Annotated in this window: 24 protein-coding genes and 1 tRNA gene; 9 read left to right on the top strand and 16 right to left on the bottom strand. The window is 73.3% G+C overall.

Annotated features, from left to right (window positions below; all coding sequences use genetic code 11):
- Window positions 1–32: 32 nt before the first annotated feature.
- Both ACWPWV_RS03760 and ACWPWV_RS03755 read left to right on the top strand, forming a co-directional pair.
- Complete coding sequence (locus ACWPWV_RS03760) at window positions 33–413, top strand: STAS domain-containing protein (protein ID WP_454041618.1); 381 nt, start codon at window positions 33–35, stop codon at window positions 411–413.
- Complete coding sequence (locus tag ACWPWV_RS03755) at window positions 410–613, top strand: hypothetical protein (RefSeq protein ID WP_454041617.1); 204 nt, start codon at window positions 410–412, stop codon at window positions 611–613. Before ACWPWV_RS03760 ends, ACWPWV_RS03755 begins: the two co-directional genes overlap by 4 nt.
- Window positions 614–691: 78 nt before the next feature.
- Here ACWPWV_RS03755 and ACWPWV_RS03750 read toward each other — a convergent pair whose 3' ends face one another.
- Entirely contained in the window at window positions 692–1,096 is a 405-nt protein-coding gene (locus ACWPWV_RS03750) for a hypothetical protein (RefSeq protein WP_454041616.1), read from the bottom strand.
- Window positions 1,097–1,664: 568 nt separating this feature from the next.
- A tRNA-Lys gene (locus tag ACWPWV_RS03745) sits at window positions 1,665–1,737 on the bottom strand.
- Window positions 1,738–1,978: 241 nt separating this feature from the next.
- Between ACWPWV_RS03745 and ACWPWV_RS03740 the strand changes: the two genes are divergently transcribed.
- On the top strand, window positions 1,979–2,974 hold the full coding sequence (locus tag ACWPWV_RS03740) for a ScyD/ScyE family protein (protein WP_454041615.1): 996 nt from the start codon (window positions 1,979–1,981) through the stop codon (window positions 2,972–2,974).
- Window positions 2,975–3,018: 44 nt separating this feature from the next.
- Here ACWPWV_RS03740 and ACWPWV_RS03735 read toward each other — a convergent pair whose 3' ends face one another.
- Entirely contained in the window at window positions 3,019–3,711 is a 693-nt protein-coding gene (locus tag ACWPWV_RS03735; protein ID WP_454041614.1) for a DUF429 domain-containing protein, read from the bottom strand.
- 290 nt (window positions 3,712–4,001) lie between these two features.
- Here ACWPWV_RS03735 and ACWPWV_RS03730 point away from each other — a divergent pair, with 290 nt between their 5' ends.
- Window positions 4,002–4,283, top strand: a complete 282-nt coding sequence (locus ACWPWV_RS03730) for a HesB/IscA family protein (RefSeq protein WP_454041613.1) — start codon at window positions 4,002–4,004, stop codon at window positions 4,281–4,283.
- Window positions 4,284–4,395: 112 nt separating this feature from the next.
- Here ACWPWV_RS03730 and ACWPWV_RS03725 read toward each other — a convergent pair whose 3' ends face one another.
- The 3 genes from ACWPWV_RS03725 to ACWPWV_RS03715 form a co-directional block, all read right to left on the bottom strand.
- The gene (locus ACWPWV_RS03725) at window positions 4,396–4,977 is read right to left on the bottom strand and encodes a GNAT family N-acetyltransferase (protein WP_454041612.1); all 582 of its coding nucleotides are present in this window, start codon (window positions 4,975–4,977) and stop codon (window positions 4,396–4,398) included.
- A gap of 105 nt (window positions 4,978–5,082) precedes the next feature.
- The gene (locus ACWPWV_RS03720; protein WP_454041611.1) at window positions 5,083–5,862 is read right to left on the bottom strand and encodes a M50 family metallopeptidase; all 780 of its coding nucleotides are present in this window, start codon (window positions 5,860–5,862) and stop codon (window positions 5,083–5,085) included.
- Window positions 5,863–5,870: 8 nt separating this feature from the next.
- Window positions 5,871–6,089, bottom strand: a complete 219-nt coding sequence (locus ACWPWV_RS03715) for a hypothetical protein (protein WP_454041610.1) — start codon at window positions 6,087–6,089, stop codon at window positions 5,871–5,873.
- A 111-nt stretch (window positions 6,090–6,200) separates the two neighbouring features.
- On the opposite strand from ACWPWV_RS03715, the gene ACWPWV_RS03710 reads away from it, so the two are divergent.
- Entirely contained in the window at window positions 6,201–7,724 is a 1,524-nt protein-coding gene (locus tag ACWPWV_RS03710; protein WP_454041609.1) for a DEAD/DEAH box helicase, read from the top strand.
- Between the two features lie 112 nt (window positions 7,725–7,836).
- Here ACWPWV_RS03710 and ACWPWV_RS03705 read toward each other — a convergent pair whose 3' ends face one another.
- From ACWPWV_RS03705 to ACWPWV_RS03695, 3 genes are all read right to left on the bottom strand, one after another.
- Window positions 7,837–10,203 carry an arylsulfatase gene (locus ACWPWV_RS03705; RefSeq protein ID WP_454041608.1) on the bottom strand — a complete coding sequence of 789 codons (2,367 nt, stop codon included), beginning with the start codon at window positions 10,201–10,203 and terminating at the stop codon, window positions 7,837–7,839.
- 130 nt (window positions 10,204–10,333) lie between these two features.
- Window positions 10,334–11,311, bottom strand: coding sequence for a formylglycine-generating enzyme family protein (locus ACWPWV_RS03700; protein ID WP_454041607.1), 978 nt, complete (start codon window positions 11,309–11,311; stop codon window positions 10,334–10,336).
- Between the two features lie 56 nt (window positions 11,312–11,367).
- Complete coding sequence (locus ACWPWV_RS03695) at window positions 11,368–11,868, bottom strand: hypothetical protein (protein WP_454041606.1); 501 nt, start codon at window positions 11,866–11,868, stop codon at window positions 11,368–11,370.
- An 89-nt stretch (window positions 11,869–11,957) separates the two neighbouring features.
- On the opposite strand from ACWPWV_RS03695, the gene msrB reads away from it, so the two are divergent.
- Complete coding sequence (msrB, locus tag ACWPWV_RS03690; RefSeq protein ID WP_454041605.1) at window positions 11,958–12,395, top strand: peptide-methionine (R)-S-oxide reductase MsrB; 438 nt, start codon at window positions 11,958–11,960, stop codon at window positions 12,393–12,395.
- Here the strand turns inward: msrB and ACWPWV_RS03685 are convergent.
- The 5 genes from ACWPWV_RS03685 to ACWPWV_RS03665 form a co-directional block, all read right to left on the bottom strand.
- Complete coding sequence (locus tag ACWPWV_RS03685) at window positions 12,367–12,804, bottom strand: ribosomal maturation YjgA family protein (protein ID WP_454041604.1); 438 nt, start codon at window positions 12,802–12,804, stop codon at window positions 12,367–12,369. The two genes, msrB and ACWPWV_RS03685, sit on opposite strands and share 29 nt — an antisense overlap.
- Window positions 12,801–13,292, bottom strand: a complete 492-nt coding sequence (locus ACWPWV_RS03680) for a MarR family winged helix-turn-helix transcriptional regulator (protein ID WP_454041603.1) — start codon at window positions 13,290–13,292, stop codon at window positions 12,801–12,803. Before ACWPWV_RS03680 ends, ACWPWV_RS03685 begins: the two co-directional genes overlap by 4 nt.
- Window positions 13,293–13,443: 151 nt before the next feature.
- Window positions 13,444–15,162, bottom strand: coding sequence for an MDR family MFS transporter (locus ACWPWV_RS03675; protein WP_454041602.1), 1,719 nt, complete (start codon window positions 15,160–15,162; stop codon window positions 13,444–13,446).
- Window positions 15,159–15,710, bottom strand: a complete 552-nt coding sequence (locus ACWPWV_RS03670) for a MarR family winged helix-turn-helix transcriptional regulator (protein ID WP_454041601.1) — start codon at window positions 15,708–15,710, stop codon at window positions 15,159–15,161. The genes ACWPWV_RS03675 and ACWPWV_RS03670 overlap by 4 nt, the downstream gene beginning before the upstream one ends.
- Before the next feature lie 159 nt (window positions 15,711–15,869).
- Window positions 15,870–17,321 carry a sugar porter family MFS transporter gene (locus ACWPWV_RS03665; RefSeq protein WP_454041600.1) on the bottom strand — a complete coding sequence of 484 codons (1,452 nt, stop codon included), beginning with the start codon at window positions 17,319–17,321 and terminating at the stop codon, window positions 15,870–15,872.
- Between the two features lie 327 nt (window positions 17,322–17,648).
- Here ACWPWV_RS03665 and ACWPWV_RS03660 point away from each other — a divergent pair, with 327 nt between their 5' ends.
- The 3 genes from ACWPWV_RS03660 (at window position 17,649) to ACWPWV_RS03650 (ending at window position 20,483) form a co-directional block, all read left to right on the top strand.
- The gene (locus ACWPWV_RS03660) at window positions 17,649–18,248 is read left to right on the top strand and encodes a hypothetical protein (protein WP_454042804.1); all 600 of its coding nucleotides are present in this window, start codon (window positions 17,649–17,651) and stop codon (window positions 18,246–18,248) included.
- A gap of 601 nt (window positions 18,249–18,849) precedes the next feature.
- The gene (locus tag ACWPWV_RS03655; protein ID WP_454041599.1) at window positions 18,850–19,470 is read left to right on the top strand and encodes a DUF47 domain-containing protein; all 621 of its coding nucleotides are present in this window, start codon (window positions 18,850–18,852) and stop codon (window positions 19,468–19,470) included.
- A gap of 5 nt (window positions 19,471–19,475) precedes the next feature.
- Window positions 19,476–20,483, top strand: coding sequence for an anion permease (locus tag ACWPWV_RS03650; protein ID WP_454041598.1), 1,008 nt, complete (start codon window positions 19,476–19,478; stop codon window positions 20,481–20,483).
- A 24-nt stretch (window positions 20,484–20,507) separates the two neighbouring features.
- On the opposite strand, the gene ACWPWV_RS03645 is transcribed toward ACWPWV_RS03650, so the two are convergent.
- Window positions 20,508–21,545, bottom strand: a complete 1,038-nt coding sequence (locus ACWPWV_RS03645) for an NUDIX hydrolase (protein WP_454041597.1) — start codon at window positions 21,543–21,545, stop codon at window positions 20,508–20,510.
- 7 nt (window positions 21,546–21,552) lie between these two features.
- Complete coding sequence (locus ACWPWV_RS03640) at window positions 21,553–23,811, bottom strand: RNA degradosome polyphosphate kinase (protein ID WP_454041596.1); 2,259 nt, start codon at window positions 23,809–23,811, stop codon at window positions 21,553–21,555.
- Window positions 23,812–23,817 lie beyond the last annotated feature (6 nt).

Below are 23,817 nucleotides of genomic sequence, written 5' to 3'. Positions count from 1 at the left end.
CGACCCGCTGACGAAGAGGAGCGCGGATCACGGTGAGTGCGGAAGTTGTGGGCGACGTCGCGATCGAGGACGGCGGGTCGCGGTGGGTGATGTGGGGCGAGATCGACTTCTCGGTGACCCACCGGGTCAAGCGGGCCCTGGCCTCCACCATCGACGGCTTCCCCAAGACCATCGACCTCCGGCGCGTGACCTTCATGGACTCGTCGGGGCTGCACCTGCTCCTCATGAAGGTGACGGCCGCGAGCCGTCCGCGGCTCGTCGACGCCCCGCAGCCGGTGCTCGACCTGCTGGACATGAGCAGCGCACGAGGGCTGGTCGAGCTCGTCGACGGCCCGCACGACGACGGTGTGAGCACCCCGGGCGGGACCGCCGTGGGGCAGGCACCGACCAGCGGCGGAGGGCGGGGCGCGTGAGGCCCTGGACGCCGACCACGGACATGGTGCGCCGGCTCTACGTCGCCGGGCGCGAGGCCACGAGCCCTGCCGAGACGTTGCGCATGCGCCCCGACGACATCGGCGCCGAGTTCGACCGGTGGTTCGCGGAAGCGGTGCAGCGGGCGTCCCGCCAGGACGCCGGGACGGCGGAGGGCGACCCGACGGGCGGGCGCGCCTGACGCGGCCTGCCTCCGCGGGTTCCGGGCCTCGGTTGCGCCACGCCGGACGGCTGACCTGGTCGAGGCCTGCGGACCGACCTAGACGGCGTCGTCCGTGCGAGAGCGGCCGCCGTCGGCGTAGAACCTCTGGATGCGCCGTTGGTTGCTCGGGTCGATGCGACGGCGCGGGCTCGTGGACCCGCCCGCGTGCACGGCGAGCCACGACCGCAGCACGCTGGGTGAGACGTCCACGACGCGCGCGAACTCGTCGACGGTCGGCCACTCCGGTGGCGGTGGAGGGACGCGGGGCTGACCGGCAGCGAGGTGGAGGTCACCACCCCACGCCATCGCCTCGGTGGGCGAGGGGAACCCGCCGATCCGTCCCGGGCGCGGGTGTGGTTTCTCCAAGCACCACTCGTCACCGCGCGCCACGACGCGGTACACCCCCTCGGGCGCGTGCGCCTCGTACCCGCCGTCTGCCGTGGCCCCCCAGCTCAGCCCCATACCCGAAGTGTTGCAGCGATTCGTGAAAAATGAAGCAGGACCTTCGTCCCCTCCCTCAGAGTTCACCCGCTCGTGATACTGGACGCCTGTCCAGTTCGCCTCCTACGGTGGACGCAGTGCCGGTGCCCTCACCATCCCCCCGCAGGTGGGGGCACCGGCCGTCACGGCGGTGCCGCTGAGCCCCGACCGCGCCCGCCGCGGTCGGGGCTCGCTGCTGCCCTCGTGAGCCGGAGCCTCTCCAGCACGAACGCGGACGACGCCGGGGCGTGGACGGACATCGTGTCGGTGAGGCCCGGATGCGCGGGTCTGGAGCTGACCACGAGGGACGGCAGGACGGTGACCGCCTGGGCCGTCCAGCAGTCGAACGTGGCGACGTCGCGAAGCTGGCGCACGAGGTCGACGGACGTGGCCGCGGTGATCCGTCGGCAGGCGGCCGCACGAGCGGGAGCCGGCGATGCGGCGAGCGGCTGGGGTCGCTCGGCGGAGCAGTCGCGTCGGTGCATGCCGGCGGAGGTTCCGAGGTCGCCTCCGGCGCCGCCCTTCGTCGTGCGACGTCCGGATGCAGGTGTGGGCCCCGTGGGGTTCGAACCCACAACCTACGGATTAAAAGTCCGCAGCTCTGCCAGTTGAGCTAGAGGCCCGGGACGGGCGCGCTGCGCTCGTCGGAGGACAGCCTACGCGGGCGTGCGCGACGTCCGACGGGTCTCCCCGTGAGCCTGCACCGGGACTGCAGGTGCGACGGCCCGTGACGCCCGAGCGGCACGGGAGTAGCGTCGACCGCGAGGGGGCAGCGCTTTGTCCCGACCCGGCACGCGGCGGTCCTCCGGCCGTGCCGGGCCCGACCCGTACCTGTGCACCGTCGCACCATGGAAGGGGTCTGTCGTGCACACCCCGCGCCGTCTGACCGTTCTCGTCCTCTCCGCGTTCCTCCTCGCCACCTCGGCCTCGGCCGCCGTGGCGACACCGCCACGACCGGGTCCCTCGCACTCCGCGCCGACCCTCCTGGCGACCGGGCTGTCCGGAGGGGCGGGCAGCACCGTCGGTCCCGACGGCTCCCTCTACGTGACCGAACCGCGGTCGGGCGAGGTCTCCCGCGTGGACCGCCGGACCGGGGAGATCTCGACCTTCGCGACCGGCCTGCCGACGCAGCTGCCCGGGACACCGGGCGGCGCGATCGACGTCGCGTTCCTCGGTCGCACCGCCTACGTCCTCGTGACCATCGTCGAGCCGGCCGTCGTCGGCCTCTACCGCGTGGACCGGTCCGGCGGTGCGACCTCGGTCGCCGACATCGGGGCCTGGTCGATCGCGAACCCGCCCGACACGGACTTCTTCGTGCCGTCGGGCGTGCAGTACGCGCTCGAGAGCTACCGGGGCGGCTTCCTCGTCACGGACGGGCACCACAACCGCGTGCTGCGCGTGACGACGCGAGGCGAGGTCACCGAGGTCCTCACGTTCGGCAACGTCGTGCCCACGGGTCTCGAGACCGTCGGCCGGACGGTCCTGGTCGCGCAGGCCGGCCCGGTCCCGCACCTGCCGGAGGACGGGCGTGTCGTCGCGTTCCGGCCCGGGTCGCAGGACGTGCGGGAGGTCGCCTCCGGCGGTCGGCTGCTCGTCGACGTCGAGCGTGGGGGCGGTGACCTGTTCGCGCTCGCCCAGGGCGCGTTCACGCCGGGGAGCCCCGAGGGATCGCCGGCCGCCCCGGACACCGGACAGCTCCTGGAGGTCGGTCGGCACGGCGACCTGCGGGCCGTCGCGGTCGGGCTCGACCGGCCGACGTCGGTCGAGATCGTCGGTCGCACCGCCTACGTCGTCACGCTCGACGGGGAGGTGTGGACCGTGCGCCTCGGGCACGGCCACGGGCACGCGCACGGCCACTGAGCCGCGCTCCACCGCGCGCCGCCCTCGCCGTACCTGCCAGGACGTCACACCCAGATCGCTGCCGGCCACCCGTCGTCGAACGCCTCCGGCGGGTCCGGCAGCGACACCGCGCCGCCACGGGCGACGCGTCGTGCGGTCCACGCGACCGCCGCCGCGTCGAGGACGTCGTCCACGGCGACGTCCAGGCCGCCCAGGCCGAGCTCGCCGGAGAGCACGACGCCCTGCTCGGCGAGCAGCCGGCGCCGCACCTCGCTGCCCGCCCACGTCGCCTTGCGGGAGACGAGCGGGGAGCCGTGCATGCGGGCGAAGCACACCTCGGGGTGCGCCTCGACGACCAGGACCCCCGTGCCGCGGACCCAGGCGTCGACGGGGAGCAGCTTGGCCCGCAGCCCGTAGGCCTGGATCGAGACGCCCTCGCCGGCGCGCTCGCGGTTGACCCGCACGGCCGCCGCGTGGTCCGGCGCCTCGAGCGCCGCGCGGACCGGCGTCATGAACACCGACGAGCGCAGACGGCCGATCTCCTCCCGCGCGAGGACGTCGGCGCGCCGTCGTCCGGCGTCGGGCAGCCCGATCGGCATGTCGACGGCGACGGCGTCGAGCTGCCCGTGCCCGGACGCGCTCTCGACGAGCACGTCGATCGACGCCGCGACGTGCGCGGTGACGTCGTCCCCGTGGAGCACGACGCCGACCCAGCCGGCCCGGCACGCGTCGACCCCGAGCACCCGGTCCGTCGGCATGGCCCCTGCCTACCGTCTGCGCAGCGGCACGTCCAGCGGTGGGCCGCGAGGCGTCGGGCCCGCGCGGGCGCGTACCGTACGCGGCACGTCCCGGACTGTCCTGCGCGGTCTTGCTGCGTGAGAAATTCGGTGAGATCGGGGCGTGGCGCTTGCGGCCACCGCCGGAACTTGCTTGGTTGGAGGAGACCGAGGGGCCCGCGGGAGGGTGCACCGACGGCAGGTCACACTCCCCAGGTGTGAGCCGCACGGACGTGTCCCGTGGCCCCCGCCCGGCGACGAGAGGAGCTCTCGTGCTTACCCTGACCGACAACGCCCGTACCGCTGTCCAGGACCTCACCACGCAGGCCGGTGTCCCCGAGGGAGGCGGTCTGCGGATCGCCGAGTCCGCGGACCAGGCCGGCAGCTTCGAGCTCGCGCTTGTGCCCGCCCCGCAGCCCGACGACACGGTCGTCGAGAACGGCGAGGCGAAGGTGTTCGTGGAGAACACCACCGTGCAGACCCTCTCGAACCTCACGCTCGACACCGACCCGAACGCGCAGGGTCCGTCGTTCGTCCTGACCCCTCAGGGCTGACGCCGCGCAGTCTTCGGCGGCGCGCCATCCTCCTCCAGGCGCGTCCTCGAACCCCGACGGGCCGTCCGCATCGCGGGCGGCCCGTCGTCGTGCCCGGGACGGCACGACGACGTCAGGGCCGAAGTCCCACGCAGTCGAGCGCCCAGAACGGGTCGGGGTAGACCAGGCGGCCGCGCATCCACGGCTCGTCCGCGCGGAGCCGGACGACCTGGAAGGCGGCGGCCGGGATCCGGTCCGACGGCGCGGCGAACCCGCGCGCGCCCGCGGGCTCGAACCCGTGGCGCACGTAGTAGCCGGGATCGCCCTCGAGGAAGAGGAGCGGCCAGCCCGCGGCGTCGGCCGCCGCGAGCGCGTGCCGCACGAGCGCGGTGCCGACGCCCCGGCCCTGCCGCTCCGGCACGACGCCCAGCGGTGACAGGACGAGCACCTCGACGAGGCGCTCAGGGGCGTCGACCCATCCGCGGGTGAGGAGGACGTGACCGACGGGCTCGGCGCCGGTCCCGTCGTCGGACCACGCGAGGAAGGACATCGCGTCGAGCCGGGCGCTCGACGCGCGGAGGGCGTCGACGAGCTCGGCGACGACCTCCTCGCCGGGCCCGAACGCCCGCAGGACGACGTCGCGGACCAGCGCCGCGTCGCCGGGCTCCTCCGGCCGGATCTCGGGGGGTGCCACGTCCGGCGGGGGAAGGGTCATGGCGGTGAGGCTAGGCCGGGTGCGGCGCGCCGGGCCAGGGCTTTCCGGCGGCTCCGACGTCACCAGCGAGGCGTCGGTTGCGTCCGCGGCCTCCCCGGCCGCGTGTCAGGCCGCCGGCCCGACGATCCACCAGCCGCCGAGCACCGCGGCGCCGACCGTGACGACGAGGAACACGCCGACCCAGAGCAGCCCCGGCACCCGGGTGAGGTGGGCGAGGATGTCGGCGTCGGAGGCGGCCGCCCGACCGCGCGACCGCTCGGCCTGGAGCTCGAGCACCGGTCGGACCGACCCGAGGAGCAGGAACCACGTGACGGCGTACGCGACCGCGCTCTGGACCGGCGGCGTCGCCCACCACGACACGCCGACGAGCACGGCGCCGCTCACCAGCACCGACCACAGCCCGAACCAGTTCCGGATCTCCAGCAGCAGGAGCGCGAGGAGCAGCACGAGGAGCCACAGCAGGCCGACGGCGTAGCCCTGGCGCAGCAGGGCGGCCGCCCCGAGCCCGATCAGGCCAGGCCCGACGTAGCCCATGAACGCGGTGAGCACCATGCCGAACCCGCGCGGCCGGCCGGACGAGACCGTCAGCCCCGAGGTGTCGGAGTGCAGCCGGATGCCCGACAGCCGTCGGCCCGTCAGGACGGCGGCGAGCGCGTGCGCGCCCTCGTGCGCGATCGTGATGACGTGCCGCGCGACGCGCCACACCGGGGTGACGAGCACGACGGCGAGCGCGAGGGCGCCCATCGCCATCACCACCGCAGGGGCCGGGGGAGCGACGGCCGTGACCGCGGCGTCCCAGATCTGCCCGACGACGTCTCCCACGGACGACGCGACGTCGCCGCCCGAGGTGGCACCGCCGTCGGACGGGGCGGTCAGCGTCGTCACAGCCATCGTCAGCGCGTCCACGCGCGCCATTCCACCACGCCGGGCCGACGGCCGTCCCCGGGCGTCGCGACTCCCGGTGCGCCGAGCACGACGTGGTGCGCCGTCGAGCACGACCTCACGGTCGTCCTGCGTCCGATATCGACCGTCAGGTCGTGTTCGGCGCCGAGCCGGTGCGCCTCGCCCGACGTGACGCCGCACACGCTTCCCGCCCGCACGGCGTCGGGCATGAGACACTGGTCGGACGAGGGCAGCGCGAACCGCGCGCCCAGCGTCGTGGAGATCCCCCCGGATTGCGTGCGGCGGACCCCGACCCCCAGCCTCGAGAGGCCTTTCTTCCTGTGACTTCCTTCGCCGACTTCGGCCTGCCCACCACCGTCGTGCGCGAGCTCTCGCGCCAGGGCATCGACTCCCCCTTCCCCATCCAGACCGCCACGCTGCCCGACTCGATGAAGGGCCGCGACGTCCTCGGCCGCGGCCGGACGGGCTCCGGCAAGACGCTGGCGTTCTCGCTCCCGACCGTCTCGCGGCTCGCCCACGCGAGGACCTCGCGGCACCCGCGCCGGCCCCGCGCGCTCGTGCTGTGCCCCACGCGTGAGCTGGCCAACCAGATCAACGCGACCATGGAGCCCGTCGCGAAGGTCCTGGGCCTGACGACGACGACGATCTTCGGCGGCGTCGCGCAGTCGCGCCAGGTCGCCGCGCTCGACAAGGGCGTGGACATCGTCATCGCGTGCCCCGGGCGCCTCGAGGACCTCCTCAACCAGCGCCTGCTCACGCTCGACGGCATCGAGATCACCGTGCTCGACGAGGCCGACCACATGGCCGACCTCGGGTTCCTGCCCGGCGTGAAGCGCATCATGGACAAGACCCCGAAGAAGGGTCAGCGCATGCTGTTCTCCGCGACGCTCGACAACGGCGTGGACCAGCTCGTCAAGCGCTACCTCAGCAACCCGGTGCGCCACTCCGTGGACGACGCCGCGGCCGCGCCCCCGCAGATGACGCACCACATCCTCGCGGTGCGCGACGCGGAGGCGAAGAAGCAGGTCGTGCACGAGCTCGCGTCGGGCACCGGTCGCCGCGTCCTGTTCATGAAGACGAAGCACCAGGCGAAGAAGCTCGCGAAGCAGCTCACCGCCGCGGGCGTCCCCGCCGTCGACCTGCACGGCAACCTCGGCCAGGGAGCGCGCGAGCGCAACCTCGAGGCGTTCTCGTCGGGCAGCGTGAAGGTGCTCGTCGCGACGGACATCGCGGCGCGCGGCATCCACGTCGACGAGGTCGAGCTCGTCGTGCACGTCGACCCGCCGGCCGAGCACAAGGCGTACCTGCACCGCTCCGGCCGCACGGCGCGCGCGGGCTCGGAGGGCGTCGTCGTCACCGTCATGCTCCCCGAGCAGCGCGGCGACGTGCGCGACCTGACCCGCAAGGCGAAGATCACGGCCCAGCCGAAGCCCGTCGACCCGGGCGACGCGACGCTCAAGGCGCTCGTCGGCGACGTCGCGGAGTACGTGCGTCCGTCGGACATCACGCCGCCGCAGACGCAGGCGCGTCGTGGCACCGCGTCGACCAACGGCGGCTCGCGCTCCTCGCGCCGTGGGCAGGGCTCGGGCCAGGGCGCCTCGTCGCGCGGCCAGTCCGCCGGTGGCCAGGGCGGCCAGCGCCAGACGGCGCAGCGTTCCGGGGGCGGCTCCGGCCGCACCGGTGGCTCCTCGGCCGGGGGCGCGTCGCGCGGCGGGCAGTCCCGCGGCGGCCAGCAGGGCGGTCAGCAGTCGGCAGGCCAGGGCGGCTCCGCCCGGCGCGGCGGCCGAGGCCGCGCGCAGCGCCCCGCCGGCGGGACCGTCTACTCGACGTCGTCGGCGCGCTGAGCGCAGCACGGCTCAGCCCTTCGCAGCACCGGCAGCGGGCCGAGGACGGGAGAACCGTCCTCGGCCCGCTGTCGTACCCGCGTCCGGCAGCGCTCCCGCCGGACGGTCGTCGCTACTGCCGTGCCATCGCGATCCGCAGCACCGTCTCGGGGTCGACGAGGTGGTCGTGGGTGTCGCCGCCCACGTCGAGCTGGACCCAGTGCAGCCGCCCGGTGAACCGGCTCGTCCGCGCGGTGTAGTCGGGCGAGACGCACGTGCCCGACTCGTAGCCGACGTCCGTGGTCTCGTCCGCGGAGAAGACCATCGGCTGCGTCGCGTCGACGCGACCGGTGCCGACGGGCTCGCCGTCGTGGAACAGGGTGACGTCGCCGCCCTTGCCGAGCCCTCCGCCGTCGTAGGCGAGCTCCGCACGCACCTGGTGGCTGCCGGTGGGCAGCGGGACGTCCGCCCGGACGGCGTAGTGGTGGATGCCGAGCACGTTGTAGAGGAACGTGAGCCGGCCCTCGTGGACGTACAGGCTCCATCCGCCGAACCGGCCGCCCTGCGCGACGAGCACGCCCTGCGCGGGGGCGTCGCGGACGTCGACCTGCGCGGTGACGGAGAACGACCTGTTCTTGACGCTCAGCACGCTGTTCTCCGACAGGCGCCCCATGCCGGGGTAGAAGACCTGCCGCGTCCCCCGCAGGAGCGTCGGCCGACCGGCCATCGACGCCTCCAGGCGCTCGGCGGTGCGGTCGTCCAGCGGGAGCACGTTGTACTTCGTCGCCTCGATGAGCCACAGCCGCTGGAGGCTCGCGAGCTTGTCCGGGTGCTCCGCGGCGAGGTCGTGGGCCTGGCTGAAGTCCGTCGACCCGTCGTACAGCTCCCACGTGTCGTCGTCGAACGCGGGGACCACCCCGCCGACCATGACCCACGGGGTGCGGTGCTTCGTGACCGCGCTCCAGCCCTTGTGGTAGATCCCGCGGTTCCCGAACATCTCGAAGTACTGGAGGTCGTGGCGCTCCGGGCCGTCGGCGTCCTCGAACGCGTACAGCATCGACGTGCCCTCCATCGGTGACTGCAGCACGCCGTTGACCATCGTGGGCTCCGGGATCCCGGCCGCCTCGAGGACGGTCGGCGCGACGTCGACCACGTGCGTGAACTGCGAGCGGAGCCCACCCCGCTCCGCGATGCGCCGGGGCCAGTGCACGATCGTCCCGTTGCGCGTGCCGCCCCAGTGCGACGCGACCTGCTTGGTCCACTGCAGCGGCGAGTTCATGGCCCACGCCCACCCGACGGCGTAGTGGTTGTACGAGGCGGGCGACCCGAAGTCGTCCATCTTCGAGCGCATGAACTCCGGGGTCTCGAGCGCCGCCATGCCGTTGAAGTTCGCCATCTCGTTGAACGCGCCGTTCACCGTGCCCTCGGCCGACGCGCCGTTGTCCCCGATGACGTAGTACACGAGCGTGTCCTCGAGCACGCCCAGCTCCTCGAGCGTGTCCACGAACCGGCCGACGTGGTGGTCGGTGTGCTCGAGGAACGCCGCGTAGACCTCCATCTGGCGGGACAGGACGGGCTTGAGGTCGTCGGGCATGTCGTCCCACGCCGGGATCTCCTCGTGCCGTGCCGTGAGCTCGGTGCCCTCGGGCACGACCCCGAGCTCCTGCTGCCGCGCGAAGATCCGCTCGCGCTGCACGTCCCAGCCGTCGTCGAACGCGCCGCGGTACCGTTCGATCCACTCGGCCGGGACGTGGTGCGGCGCGTGCGTCGCACCCGGTGCGAGGTAGACGAAGAAGGGCTTGTCCGGCATGAGCGCCTTCTGCTGGCGCACCCACGCCGAGGCGTGGTCCACGAGGTCCTCGGTGAGGTGGTAGCCCTCCTCCGCCGTGGCGGGCGGCTCGACGGGGGTCGTGCCGTCGTACAGGGCCGGGTCCCACTGGTTGTTCTCGCCGCCGATGAAGCCGTAGAAGGTCTCGAAGCCGCCGCCCCCGGACGGCCAGGCGTCGAACGGGCCCATCGGGGACGTCTGCCACACGGGGACCTCGTGGCACTTGCCGAACTGCGCCGTCGAGTAGCCGTTGAGCCGGAGCGTGAGCGCGAGCGGCGCCTTGGTGTTGGGGCGCAGGGAGCTGTTCCCGGGCGCCGACGTCGCGGTCTCCGTGATGCTGCCCATGCCGACCGAGTGGTGGTTGCGGCCCGTGAGGAGCGCCTGACGGGTCGGGGCGCACAGCGCCGTGGTGTGGAACCGGTTGAAGCGCAGACCGCCCGCGGCGAGCCGCTCGGCCGTCGGGGTACGGCACGGGCCGCCGAACGCGCTCGACGCGCCGAACCCGACGTCGTCGAGCAGGATCACGACGACGTTCGGCGCCCCCTCGGGCGGCAGGAGCGGTTCGATCGGAGGGAACGCGGTGTCGGGATCTCGCGCGTCGTACGTCGTGAGACCGGGAGGCGCGCGGTCCGGGATGGGGAGCATCGACCGGGAGTGCTGATCGGGACGCATGGTTCCTCCTCGGGCGCGGCGTACGGTGGAGCCACGCGGCGAGCGCCGCGGTGGCGCTCGCAGTGTGACCTCTATCACACGGGCGGTGCCAGGGCGACCGGACGGTCGGCGGACCCGTCGTGCTGACCGCTCAGCCGTCGGCCGCACACCGGAAGCCGACGTTGCCCGCGGGCGAGCCGGGCGTGCTCGAGCTCCGCGCGTCCACGCGGTACCGGAAGCAGTAGGAGGCGTGGCACAGGTAGGACCCGCCGCGGAGCACCCGCGCGTCGCCGGTCTCCGGTCCGGCCGGGTCGTGCGCGGGGGACCGGCGATAGGTGTCGACGGCGAACCGGTCGGAGCACCACTCCCAGACGTTCCCGGTCATGTTGTGGAGCCCGAAGGCGTTCGGTGGGTACTCGTCGACCGGCGCGGTCCCGTACCAGCCGTCGTCGCGGGTGTTGCGGGAGGGAAAGGTGCCCTGCCACACGTTCATGCGGTGCACCCCGCCCGGTTCGCGCTCCGCCCCCCACGGGTAGTGGACGCCTGCGAGGCCGGCGCGCGCCGCGTGCTCCCACTCGGCCTCCGTGGGGAGGCGCAGGCCGGACCAGTCGGCGTACGCCGCGGCGTCGTGCCAGCTCACGTGGACCACCGGGTGGCGCGCCCGCTCGCGCACGTGCGACCCGGGACCTTCGGGAGCCCGCCAGCTCGCACCCTCGACGACGCGCCACCACGGTGCGGACGACACACCGCGCGTCGGCGGGAAGTCGTCGGGGAGCAGGCCGCCGAACACGAAGGACCAGCCGGAGACCTCCGCAGCCGTGCGGTAGCCGGTCGCGTCGACGAAGCGACCGAAGCGCGCGTTCGAGACGGCACAGCGGTCGATCCGGAACGGGCGCAGGCGCACACGGTGCGCGGGACCCTCGCCGTCCTCGGGGTAGCCGTCCGGGCCGTCGTGCCCCATGACGAACTCGCCGCCGTCGAGGGGCACCAGGTCGTGCGGCCGCTCGGCGCCGGGCGACCGCGCGGGCCCGGCCGAGGGTGCGGCGAGCGGGAGCCCGCGGACCGCCTCGGTGGCCTCACCGGGGGGCGTACCGGCGCGCGGGGCGCAGCAGGCAGGTCCGTCGTGCACGGTCTCCTCCGTCCGTCCCGTCCCGTACGGCGCCCAGCGCACCGGAACCTCTCCTGTCAGTGCAGCAGGTACTTGAGCAGGATGACGACGACGCCGAAGCCCGCCGCGACGCACGTCTCCCCGACGAGCGGCCAGCCGCGGACGCCCGCTCTGGACGCGGCGTACCAGCCGGCCGCGGCGAGCAGCACCACGGTGAACCACAGGGCGACGAAGGACGCGGTCTCGGCGTCGAGGCCCGCGAACCGCCCGACCACGAAGACGACGATCGGGGGGATGCTGCCGACGAGGACGCCGGTGTTGGTCCGCAGCGCCTCGTTGAGCCGATGGCCCGACGAGTGGTCCGGGTCCGAGAACCGGCCGCCGATCGCGTCCACGTAGACGTGGGTGAGCCAGTAGATGACCGCGACCACCGAGGCGGCGATCGCGACCCGGTCGCCGTCGACGGTGTGGACGCTGTTCACCGCGAGCACGGACCCCGTGACGACCGCGCCGTAGAGCAGGTCGGGTGCCGCCCGGGCGTGGACGTGGCGACGCAGGCTCTTCGGCATGTCGGCCATGGGGTTCATCCTCCCCGGTGGGGCGCTCGAGCGCCACGGGCCAGGAACACCGAGCGCCTCCCGACGGTTGGGATGGTCGGAGGTGGAGCATGACCGACAAGACCCACGAGAACACCCACGACACCGGCACCTACGAGGTGACGAAGTCCGACGCGCAGTGGCGCGAGGAGCTCACGCCGCAGGAGTACGCCGTCCTGCGCCACGCGGGCACCGAGCGCGCGTGGACCGGCGAGCTGCTCGACGAGAAGCGCGTCGGCGTCTACAGCTGTCGCGCGTGCGGCAACGAGCTGTTCCGCTCGGACACGAAGTTCGACTCGCACTGCGGGTGGCCGAGCTTCTTCAGCCCGCTCGCCGGCGACCGTGTCGAGCTGCTGACGGACAGCAGCCTCGGGATGGTGCGCACCGAGGTGCGCTGCGCCCGGTGCGGCTCGCACCTGGGGCACGTGTTCGACGACGCGCCGCAGACCCCGACGGGCGACCGCTTCTGCATGAACTCGGTCAGCCTGACGTTCGAGCCGACGGCGTGACGTCCGCCGTCGCGTGCCGCCTCGCGCGGCGCGCGACGAGCGACCGCGCGAGGACGTCGCCCCCCGCCGCGAGGACGACGCCCACCGCGTAGCAGACCAGGTCCCGCACCGCGAACGTGCTGCCCAGCAGCCACGCCGCGGGCGGGACCTCGTCGTTCACGGCCGCGGCGACACCGGTCGCCTGCAGCGCCTCGACCGCCCAGCACCAGGCCAGGGCGACCCCGCCGACCACGGACGGCCGGGACCGCGCGAGCACGAGCGCCACGAGCAGGTAGGTCGCCACCGCGTAGAGCACGTCGCCGCCGACGTCGCCCCACGGGTCCGGCGCACGGGTCGCCACGACGAGGCCCGCGAGCACCACGGCGGCGAGCGCGACCCCGAGGCCGACGCGACGCCGCGCGGGCGTCACCGGGTGGCGTTCCAGCGGACGACGTCCTCGGAGTAGCGGTGCAGGAGCCCGGCGAGGGTCGCGACGTCGTCCCGCTCCCACCCGACGAGAGCCTCCGTGATGGACTGCACCCGGCCACGGTGGGCGGCCTGGAGCCGGGCGGCGCCGTCCGGGGTGAGCGTGATGAGCTGTCCGCGCGAGTCGTCGGGGTCGACCTCGCGCGCGACGAGGCCCAGGTCGTGCATCCTGCTGAGCTGTCGCGAGATGGTCGCGCGCCCGACGCCGAAGTGCGCGGCGAGCTCGGAGCCGCGGACGCCGGGCCGGTCCGCGATGTGCGCGAGGATCGGGTAGGCGCTCGCCTCGAGCCCGGGATGGATCCGGCGGGCCATCGCGGCGGCGGCCGCACCGGCGCGCCGCAGCAGGATGCGCAGCTCGCGCTCGAGGTCGACGTACGCGGCGTCGGGCTCGGTGGTCGGGTCGGCGCTGGGGGCGGGCTTCTCGGCGGACACAGGCCCATCATGGGGGCAACGGGGAGGAAAGGTCACGATCGTTCGGGAAACCTCACCCCGCCCGGACTCCGGCCAGCACGTCGGGAGCACGAGACATGCGGCCCCGGATCGTCTCGGGACCGCATGTCTCACGCCTTCGGCGCGGTAGGTGTCAGCGGGACGGTCGGGCCGTCACGTCGTCCTCGGGGAGGCCGCCGGGTGCCCAGGCGTCGACGAGCGTCGACTCGGCCTCCTCGACGAGGGTGACCCGTCCGGGCGTCGCGTCCACGGGCGCGTCGTCGGCTCCGGCGGACGCCGCCGCCTCGCGCTCGAGCCGCTCCTGCAGGCCGGTCTTGGTGCCGAGCGGCACCTCCTTGAGGAAGGCGACCGCGATCAGCGCGACGAGCGCGAGCGGCACCGCGACGAGGAAGATCTCGGCGATCCCGTCGCCGTACGACTTCTCGACGAGGTCGCGGATCGGGGCGGGCAGGGTCGCGACGTCGGGCACCGCGCTGCTGCCGCCCATCGAGTCGGCCGGGACGCCCATCGACGTGAGGCCGGACCGGATCGACGACGTCACCGTGTTCGCGAGGACGGCACCGAGCACGGACACGCCGATCGCGCCGCCGAGCGTGCGGAAGAACGCCACGGTGGACGACCCGGCGCCCATCTCCTCGACGGCGAGCGTGTTCTGGACCGCGAGGACCAGGTTCTGCATGAGCATGCCCATCGAGGTGCCGAGCAGGAACAGGTAGAGGCTCACCAGCACGAAGCTCGTGTGGTAGTCGATCGTCGAGAGCGCGAGCAGGGACACGGCGAGGAGTGCCGCGCCGGACACCATGATCGTCTTGTACCGGCCGGTCCTGGTGATGAGCTGACCGAACAGCGTCGACGCGACGAACGTGCCGATGATCATGGGGATCGTCAGCAGACCGGACTCGGTCGGCGTCTTGCCGCGGGCGACCTGCATGTACTGGCTCAGGAAGACGGCCGTGCCGAACATCGCGACACCGACGGCGACCGACGCCACGACCGCGAGGACGAAGGTGCGGTTCTTGAACAGGTGCAGCGGGATGATCGGCTCGGGGGTGACGCGCTCGACGAGCACGGCGCCGACGAGCGCGGCGAGCGCGCCACCGACCATGACCAGGGTCTGCCACGAGAGCCACTCGAAGTTCTGGCCCGCGAACGTGACCCAGAGCAGGAGCGTCGCGACGCCGACGCTGACGAGGATCGCGCCCCAGTAGTCGATGCGGACGACCCTGCGCGCCATGGCCGGCAGGTGCAGCGTGCGCTGCAGCACGACGATCGCGGCGATCGCGAACGGCAGGCCGACGAAGAAGTTCAGGCGCCAGCTCACGGTGTCGGTGAGCACGCCGCCCAGCAGCGGGCCGCCGATCTGGCTGACCGCCATGATGCCGCCCATGAGGCCCATGAACTTGCCGCGCTCGCGCGGGGAGATGATGTCGGTGATGAGCACGGTCGCGAGCGCCATGAGGCCGCCGGCGCCGATGCCCTGGAACGCGCGCAGGGCGATGAGGGTCTCGACGTTCTGCGACAGCCCGGCCAGCGCCGAGGACACGACGGCGACCACGAGGGCGACCTGGATGAGGACCTTGCGGTTCGTCAGGTCGGCGAGCTTGCCCCAGATGGGCGTCGAGATGCACATCGCGAGGAGGGTCGACGTGACGACCCAGGTGTAGGAGGACTGCGACCCGTCGAGGTCGCTGACGATCTTGGGCAGCGAGCTCGACACGATGGAGCTCGCGAGGATCGCGACGAACATGCCGAGGAGGATCCCGGAGAGGGACTCCATGACCTCGCGGCGGGTCATCGTGGTCTGGCCGGCGGACGCGGGTGGCGTCTCCTGGTCGGTGGCGGGGCTGGTCATGCGGTGGTGCTCCTCGGGGATGCGGGCGATGCGGGGGAGTTCGGGGCGGGCGTGGCGTGGCCGGAGGCGGCATGAGCCGCCGCGACGGCCTCGGTCACGCGTTCGATCTGGTCGGTCGCGGCGACGATCTCGTCGGGCGACCAGTCGGAGAAGGTCTCGGCGCTCATCACGTCGATCAGCGCGAACGAGCGTCGGACGACCTCGTGCCCGGCGTCGGTGAGCGCCACGGTCCGGGCCCGGCGGTCCTCGTCGTCGACCGAGCGCCGGACGAGGCCGCCGTCGACGAGGTGGCTCACCTGCCGGCTCGCGACGGACAGGTCGACGCGCAGGCGTGCCGCGACGTCGCCGAGCTGGACGGGGCCGCAGCGGTCGAGCATGCGCAGCACGCCGAGCGACGCGCGGGGGATGTCGAGGTCCCGGGCGATGCGCACGGCGCTCTCCCGCTGCACGCGCGCGAGGTCGTCGAGCGCGCGGACGAGCCCCGAGGTCGGGGTGCGGTCGGGATTGGCGGTGGCTGCGTCGTCGGGGGCGAGGGTGGTGACGGGCACGATGACTCCTTGGTTGCTGCAGGCAAGCATACGCCATGCAGTTGCTTGTAGCAACCATCGGTCGGGTCGGCGCATTCCCGGACGCGACGAGCCCGGGGCCGCAGGGCTCCGTGGTGACCGGATGCCGTGCGACCCCGGGCTCGTCGGGGTGGAGGAGGGTCAGCCGCGGCGGGTGGCCGCCTCGTTGCCCATGTCCTCGAGCTCCATGCCCCTCGTCTCCGGGACCTTCGAGAGCACGAAGACGAACGACAGCGCCGCGAAGATCGCGTACATGAGGTACGGGATGGTCGCGCCGAACGCGTCGAGCATCGGGGGGAACGAGAGCGTGATCGCGAAGTTCGCGAGCCACTGGGCCATCGCGGCGACGCCCAGCGCCGCGGCGCGGATCCGGTTGGGGAACATCTCGCCGAGCAGGACCCAGACGAGCGGCCCCCACGACGCGCCGAAGAAGACGACGAAGGCGTTCGCGGCGACGAGCGCGATGGGGCCCCACGGGTCCGGCAGCGAGATGTTGTCGCCGCTCCCGCTCGCCTGCGTGAAGGCGAGCGCCATGATGCCGAGCGAGACGGTCATGCCGGCCGAGCCGATGAGCAGGATGGGACGGCGCCCGACCTTGTCCACGAGGGCGATCGCGATGAACGTCACGGCGACGTTCGTGATCGACGTGATCGTCGAGACGAGGAACGACTGGCTCTCGTCGAACCCGACGGCCTGCCACAGCGTCGTCGAGTAGTAGAAGATCACGTTGATCCCGACGAACTGCTGGAAGACCGAGAGCAGGATGCCGACCCACACGATCGGCTTGAGCCCGAAGGCCGAGCCCTTGAGCGAGCCCTCCTGGGCGTTCTTCTCGTCCACGGCGATCGAGCGGTGGATCTGCGCGATGCGGTCGTCGACGTCCTCGTCGGGGCCGAGCACCGACTCGAGCACGTCCCTCGCCTCCGCGTCGCGACCCTTCGCCACGAGGTAGCGGGGCGACTCCGGGATGCGCAGCGCGAGGATGCCGTACACCGCCGCGGGGACCACGCACACGAGGAACATCCACCGCCAGGCCTCCCAGCCCAGCCACAGCTCGTTGGCGGCACCGCCGGCGGTCTCCGCGAGGAGCTGGTCCGAGAGCAGCGCCGCGAAGATGCCGACCGTGATCGCGAGCTGCTGGAGCGACCCGAGGCGCCCCCGCAGGCGGGCCGGGGCGATCTCGGCGATGTACGCGGGAGCGATCACCGACGCGATGCCGATGCCGACGCCCGCCATGAACCGCCAGAGCGCCAGGTCGAGCGCCGACCACGCGATCGCCGAGAGGATCGACGACGCGAAGAACAGGATCGCGCCGACCACCATGACGCGCGTGCGTCCCCATCGGTCGGCCAGCTTGCCGCCGGACCACGCGCCGAGCGCGCACCCGAGGAGCGCGATCGCGACCACCAGACCGGTGACCGCGGCGTCGAGGTCGAACTGCCCCTCGATCGCTGCCACCGCGCCGTTGATCACCGAGCTGTCGAACCCGAAGAGGAAGCCACCGACGGCGGCGGCGAACGCGAGGCCGATGGCCTTGCGGTGCGCGCTCTTCGCGGTGACGGTCGGGTGACCTGCGGTGTCGCTGCTGGACATGGGATCCCTCCGGTCGCTCACGGGTCCTGCCGGGACCCCTTTCGTCACTGTAGGTCGGTCCCTCCGGCCCGGCGCGCCGAAGGAGCGCGCTCGGACGTGGCCTGCGCGACACCGGTGCGGCCGTGCCGCCGGACCGTCGCGCACCCGGTCGACGTCCCGGTGCAGACTGGGTCGGTGCCCGACGACGCAGACCTCCCGCCCGAACAGCCCCGCGACGCGTCGCCGTCGGCTGCGGGGAGCCGTCCCGGTCCGGACCGCGCCGACCGCGCCGACGGAGCCGCCGGCTCGGACCGTGCCGACCGCACGGTGCGTCCGCGACGGCCCGCGATGCTCGACCCGCGCGACGCCGACGAGCTCCCGGGCGAGCTCGACCCCGCCCTCCGCGAGGAGGTCGCGCACACGACCGCGCACGCGATCGTCCACCAGGCCCGCGACGCGGAGGACCCCGAGGTCGTCGGCCGGCTCGTCCGGCTCGTCGAGACGGAGGGGCTCGACGTCGTCGCGTCGCTGTGGGCGGACGCACCGCCCAACTCGCTGCCCGGCGCGCTGTGGCGGCTCTACGTGCTGCGCGAGTGGGTGCGCCGCGACCCGCAGACCGTGACGCTGCGCTACCGGCTGGGGGTCGACGTCGCCCCGGTCCACGAGGCGATCGCCGGGGTCCCGCGCCCGCCCGAGCCGCAGGACCTGCGCGAGCTCGCCGACGCCGTCCTGTCCGGCGTCTTCGCGGGCGACCTCGCCGTCGCGCTGGAGCGCGCGGCGTCGTTCTGCCGCATCCTCGCGACCGGGGCGGCGTTCGACGCCGACGCGCGCGAGGTCGCCGACCCGGACGGCGCGCTGCGCACGACCCGGGGCGCGTCGTCGCTGCAGCGCACGGCCGAGGAGCTCGAGCACGCGGCGACGCTGTGGCGGGCCGACCGGCTCGACTGACCGGCCGGACCGACAGGCTGACCGGCCCGACCGACGGGCCGGCCCGGGCAGCCTGTCCCACGCCGGAGGCCCGCTCGCACCCCGGCCCGGGGGAGTCTCGCGCTGCGCGAACACGGCGCCCTCCGGGTTCCCGTGCCGCGCAGCGGCACGTACCATGGACGACGACGCCGGACCGCGGTAGCCCCGGGCTCCACACTCAGCCGCTTCGAGCGGCCACGCGCCGAGAGGCGCTCCCGGTCCGGCGTCGCTCCGTGGCCGGGCGGCCCGCGACGAGGCGGGCGGCGTCGGCACCTCACCAGCCCGACCCGTTCCTGTGCCGCCCCTGCGCGTCCCAGCGCTCCGCACCGCCCGCCCGGCGGGACCTCCGGCCGGCGTGCGCGGGCCGTGCGGCACGTCGTGACGCACGCACGGGCACGGGTGCCGGACCACGGCCGTCGGTCGGCTACATTTGACGAGAGTTCGACCCGTGTTCACCCGCACCTCACCCGTAGCACCCTTCGAGACTCATCGCCGCAGTACCGACAGCGCCTCGTCGACACGGACACGAGAGCGCTGGAGACACCGCGCCGAACCCGACCCCGCCCCACCTCCGGAGCCCCCCGTGCGCCTGCGCCTGACCCCGCGCGACACCTCGTTCTTCGATCTCCTCGCCGCCCTGGCGCAGCACCTCGTCACCGGCTCCACGCTCCTCGCCGAGCTGCTCGGCGCCGACCGGCCCACCCGCAAGGTGCTGGCGAAGCAGCTGAGCGAGACCGAGCACCTCGCGGACGACGCCACGCACTCGATCATGCGGCGCCTCAACCAGACGTTCGTCACACCGTTCGACCGGGACGACATCTACGCGCTGGCGTCCGCGCTCGACGACTGCATGGACTTCATGGAGGAGGCCGCCGACCTCATCGTCCTGTACAAGGTCGAGGCGCTGCCGGCGCGGGTCTCCGAGCAGGTGCAGGTGCTGCAGCGGGCGTCCGAGCTCACGGCGGAGGCCATGCCGCGGCTGCGGTCCATGAGCGACCTCGCCGAGTACTGGGTCGAGGTCAACCGCCTGGAGAACCAGGCCGACAAGCTGCACCGCAAGCTGCTCGCCGAGCTGTTCGACGACGTCGCGGACCCGATCCTCCTCATGAAGCTCAAGGAGATCGTCGAGATCCTCGAGGAGGCCGCGGACGCGTTCGAGAAGGTCGCGAACACGGTCGAGACCATCGCGCTCAAGGAGTCCTGAGAACGGTGGGGAGCGAGGTCGTCCTCGTCGTCGTGGTCGTCGCGTTCGCGCTGGCCTTCGACTACACCAACGGGTTCCACGACGCGGCGAACGCGATCGCGACGTCGGTGTCCACGCGGGCCCTGACCCCGCGCGCCGCGCTCATCATGGCGGCGGTCTTCAACCTCATCGGGGCGCTGCTCGGCACGGCCGTGGCGCAGACCATCGCCGAGGACATCGTGGCGGTGAACGACGTCCCGCCCCACCAGGGCCTCGTCATCGTGCTGTGCGGCCTCGTCGGCGCGATCACGTGGAACCTCATCACGTGGTGGCTCGGCCTGCCGTCGTCGTCGACGCACGCCATCATCGGGGGGCTCGCGGGCGTCGGGCTCGCGTCGGGCATCACGGTCCACTGGGACGCGATCCTGGACAAGGTCGTGCTGCCCATGATCTTCTCGCCGCTCATCGGGTTCGGCCTGGCGTTCGCGCTCATGGTGGGCGTGCTGTGGCTCTTCCGGAACGCGGCGCCCGCGAAGGCGTTCCGCCGCTTCCGCATCGCGCAGACCGCGTCGGCCGCGGCGATGGCCCTCGGCCACGGCCTGCAGGACGCGCAGAAGACGATGGGCGTCATCGTGCTCGCGCTCGTCGCCGGAGGGTTCCAGGACGACAACACCATCCCGCTGTGGGTCAAGCTCTCGGCTGCGACGGCGATCTCGCTCGGCACCTACGCGGGTGGCTGGCGCATCATGCGGACGCTGGGCCGCAAGATCATCGAGCTCGACCCGGCACGCGGCTTCGTCGCCGAGTCCGTGGCGTCCCTGGTGCTCTACGCCAACGCCTTCATCTTCCACGCCCCCGTCTCGACGACGCACACGATCACGTCGGCGATCATGGGCGTCGGGGCGACGAAGCGGCTCTCGGCGGTCCGGTGGGGCGTCGCGAAGAACATCGGCGTGGCGTGGGTCCTCACCATCCCCATGGCCGCCCTCGTGGCCGCGGTCATGTACTGGATCCTCAGCCCGATCCTCCTCTGACGCGGCGCGGCCCGTCCCGCCCGGTCAGTGCAGGGGCGGCGCGACCTTCTCCGCCGCGACGACGCGCGGTCCCTTCGACGTGTGCGCCACGTGCGCGACGATCACCTCGCCCGGCTCCAGGTACGGGTCCTGCGTCGGCAGGGCGTTCGCGACGGCGCGGCGCGAGTGCTGGCCGAGCACGTCGAGGACGGTCGGCAGGACCGGCCGGTGCGTGCACAGGACCGTCGACCGCTCCGTCTCGAGCAGCTCGCGCACGGTCCGGGCGACCCTCCCGGGCGAGCGCTCGTGCTGCGCCTCGCCGAGGTGCTCGCTGCTCACCGTCTCGAGGCGGGCCGCGTCGGCGTAGGGCGCGATGGTCTGCGCGCACCGGTCCCACCGGCTCGTGACGACCGCCTCGACGCCGTACGCCGCGAGCACGGGGACGAGCGCCATCGCCTGCGCGTGCCCGGTGGGCGTGAGCGGACGGTCCCGCTCCTCGCCGTGCCACGCGCCGCGCGTCACGGCCTTGCCGTGGCGGGCGATGACGACGACGTGGGTCGTGAGGCGGCCCTCGTCGCGCTCGCGCACGAGCGCCTCGAGCGGGGTGCGGTCGGCGTACCGCGTCAGCCGGCGCGCCGCGTCCTGCACGGGGAGCCACGCGGCCGCGTCGATCTCCTGCGGCGAGACCGGGGGCACCGGCGCACGGGCCGCGATCGCGCCGGCGTCGCGCGTGCGCGACGCGCGGCGGGCCGCCCAGTAGTGGACGCGCTTCACGCGTCCCTCGGGCGTCAGGTACTGCAGGCCGGGGAGGGGCACGCCCAGGACCACGGGCTTGCCGGTCTCCTCGGCCACCTCGCGCGTCGCCGCGGCCTGGAACGTCTCGCCCGGGTCGAGCTTGCCCTTGGGCCAGGACCAGTCGTCGTAGCGCGGGCGGTGCACGAGGCGGACCTGCAGGTCTCCCCCCTGCACGCGCCACACGAGCGCACCGGCGGACTCGATGACGGGGGCGTGCTCGACGTGCGTGGGGCCGAGCGCAGGGCGGAACGGCACGCCCGGTTGCAGCGCGGAGGGCGGGACTCCCATCCGCGGCTCACCGCCTCCCGGCGAGACGACGGCGCTGGCGGCTCACGAGGCTCGCCTGCAGGTCGACGAGCGGCCGGCCGTCGGGATCGGCCTCCGGCCGGTGCCACGTCCCGTCCGCGTCGAGGTGCCACGAGGCCGTCGTGTCGGCCGTCGAGGTGTCGAGGAGGTCGAGCAGCTCGCGGACCTGGTCGGGGTCGGTGATGCGTACGAGCGCCTCGACCCGCCGGTCGAGGTTGCGGTGCATGAGGTCCGCGGACCCGATGAACACCTCCGGGCCGCTCTCGGGGCCGTCCCCGAGGGCGGGCCCCGACGAGTTCGCGAACGCGAAGATGCGCGAGTGCTCGAGGAACCGCCCGAGGATCGACCGGACGCGGATGTTCTCCGAGAGGCCCGGCACGCCGGGCCGGACGGCGCAGATGCCCCGCACGACGAGGTCGACCTTCACGCCTGCCTGCGACGCACGGTACAGGGCGTCGATCGTCGCCTCGTCGACGACCGAGTTGACCTTCATCTTCACCCAGGCGTCGCGGCCGGCGCGCGCCGCCGCCGACTCGCGCTCGATGCGCTCCACGAGACCGGTGCGCACGGTGCGGGGCGCGACGAGGAGCCGGTGGAACCGGGACTGCGGCGCGTACCCCGAGAGCTGGTTGAACAGGCGTGTGAGGTCCTGCCCGACGTCGGGGTCGCACGTCAGCAGGCCGTGGTCGGTGTACAGGCGGGCCGTCTTCGGGTGGTAGTTGCCCGTGCCGACGTGGCAGTACCGGCGCAGGCCGTCGGACTCCTGCCGGACGACGAGCGAGAGCTTGCAGTGGGTCTTGAGCCCGACGATCCCGTAGACGACGTGCACGCCCGCCTGCTCGAGCTTGCGCGCCCACGAGATGTTCGCCTCCTCGTCGAAGCGCGCCTTGATCTCGACGAGGGCGAGCACCTGCTTGCCCGCGTCGGCGGCGTCGATGAGCGCGTCGACGATGGGGGAGTCGCCCGACGTGCGGTACAGCGTCTGCTTGATCGCGAGGACCTTCGGGTCGTTCGCGGCCTGCTCGAGGAACGTCTGCACGGACGTCGAGAACGAGTCGTACGGGTGGTGCAGCAGCACGTCGCGCTCACGGATCGCGGCGAACACGTCGGTCGGCGAGGCGCTCTCCACCTCGGCGAGCACGCGGTGCGTGGTCGGCACGAACGGCGGGAAGTGCAGGTCGGCGCGGTCGAGGTCGGCGAGGAGGTTGAGGCCCGTGAGGTCCAGCGGCTCGGGGAGCTCGTACACCTCCTCCTCGACGACGCCGAGCTCGCGCACGAGCAGCGCGCGGATGCGCGGGCTGATGCCGTGCGTGAGCTCGAGGCGCACGGGCGGGCCGAAGCGGCGGCGCAGCAGCTCCTTCTCCATGGCCTGCAGGAGGTTCTCGGCGTCGTCCTCCTCGACCTCGACGTCCTCGTTGCGCGTCACGCGGAACGTGTGGTGCTCGCGCACCTCCATGCCCGGGAAGAGGTGGTCGAGGTGCTGGGCGATGACCTCCTCGATCGGCACGAACGACGTGGGCCCGCGGTCGGACGCGCCCGTCTGCGACGTCGGCGCCGAGGGGCGTCCCCGCGCGTCGACCGCGATGAACCGCGGCAGCAGGGGCGGCACCTTGACGCGGGCGAAGTGCTCCTTGCCCGTCGTCGGGTTCGCGACCACCACCGCGAGGTTGAGGGACAGGCCCGAGATGTACGGGAACGGGTGCGCCGGGTCCACGGCGAGCGGCGTGAGGACCGGGAAGATCTGCTTGCGGAAGTACTTGTGCAGGCGCTCCTGCTCGCGCGTCTCCAGCTCGTCCCAGTGGACGAGCGTGATGCCCTCGGCGGCGAGCGCGGGCTGCACGTCGTCGGCGAAGACGCTCGCGTGCCGCGCCATGAGCTCGTGCGCGCGCTCGCTGATCGCGTCGAGCACCTGGCGCGGGGACAGACCGGACGCGGCCGTGACCGCGATGCCCGTCGCCATGCGGCGCTTCAGGCCGGCGACGCGCACCATGAAGAACTCGTCCAGGTTCGACGCGAAGATCGCGAGGAACCGCACACGCTCCAGGAGCGGCTGCCGCGGGTCCTCCGCGAGCTCGAGCACGCGCTGGTTGAACGCGAGCCAGCTCAGCTCCCGGTCCGCGAAGCGGTCGTCGGGCAGCGGCGCGTCGTCGACCGGCGCGATCTCGAGCTCCGGCTCCTCGGCGATGTGCTCGGCGATGTGCGCCGCGAGATCCGGGTCGAGCGTGCGCTGGGTGGACGTCTCGGTCATGGGTTC

The organism is Cellulosimicrobium sp. Marseille-Q8652 (genome assembly GCF_965112045.1).
The sequence above is the reverse complement of the archived record's forward strand: the minus strand, read 5'-3'. Positions and strand labels throughout refer to the sequence as shown.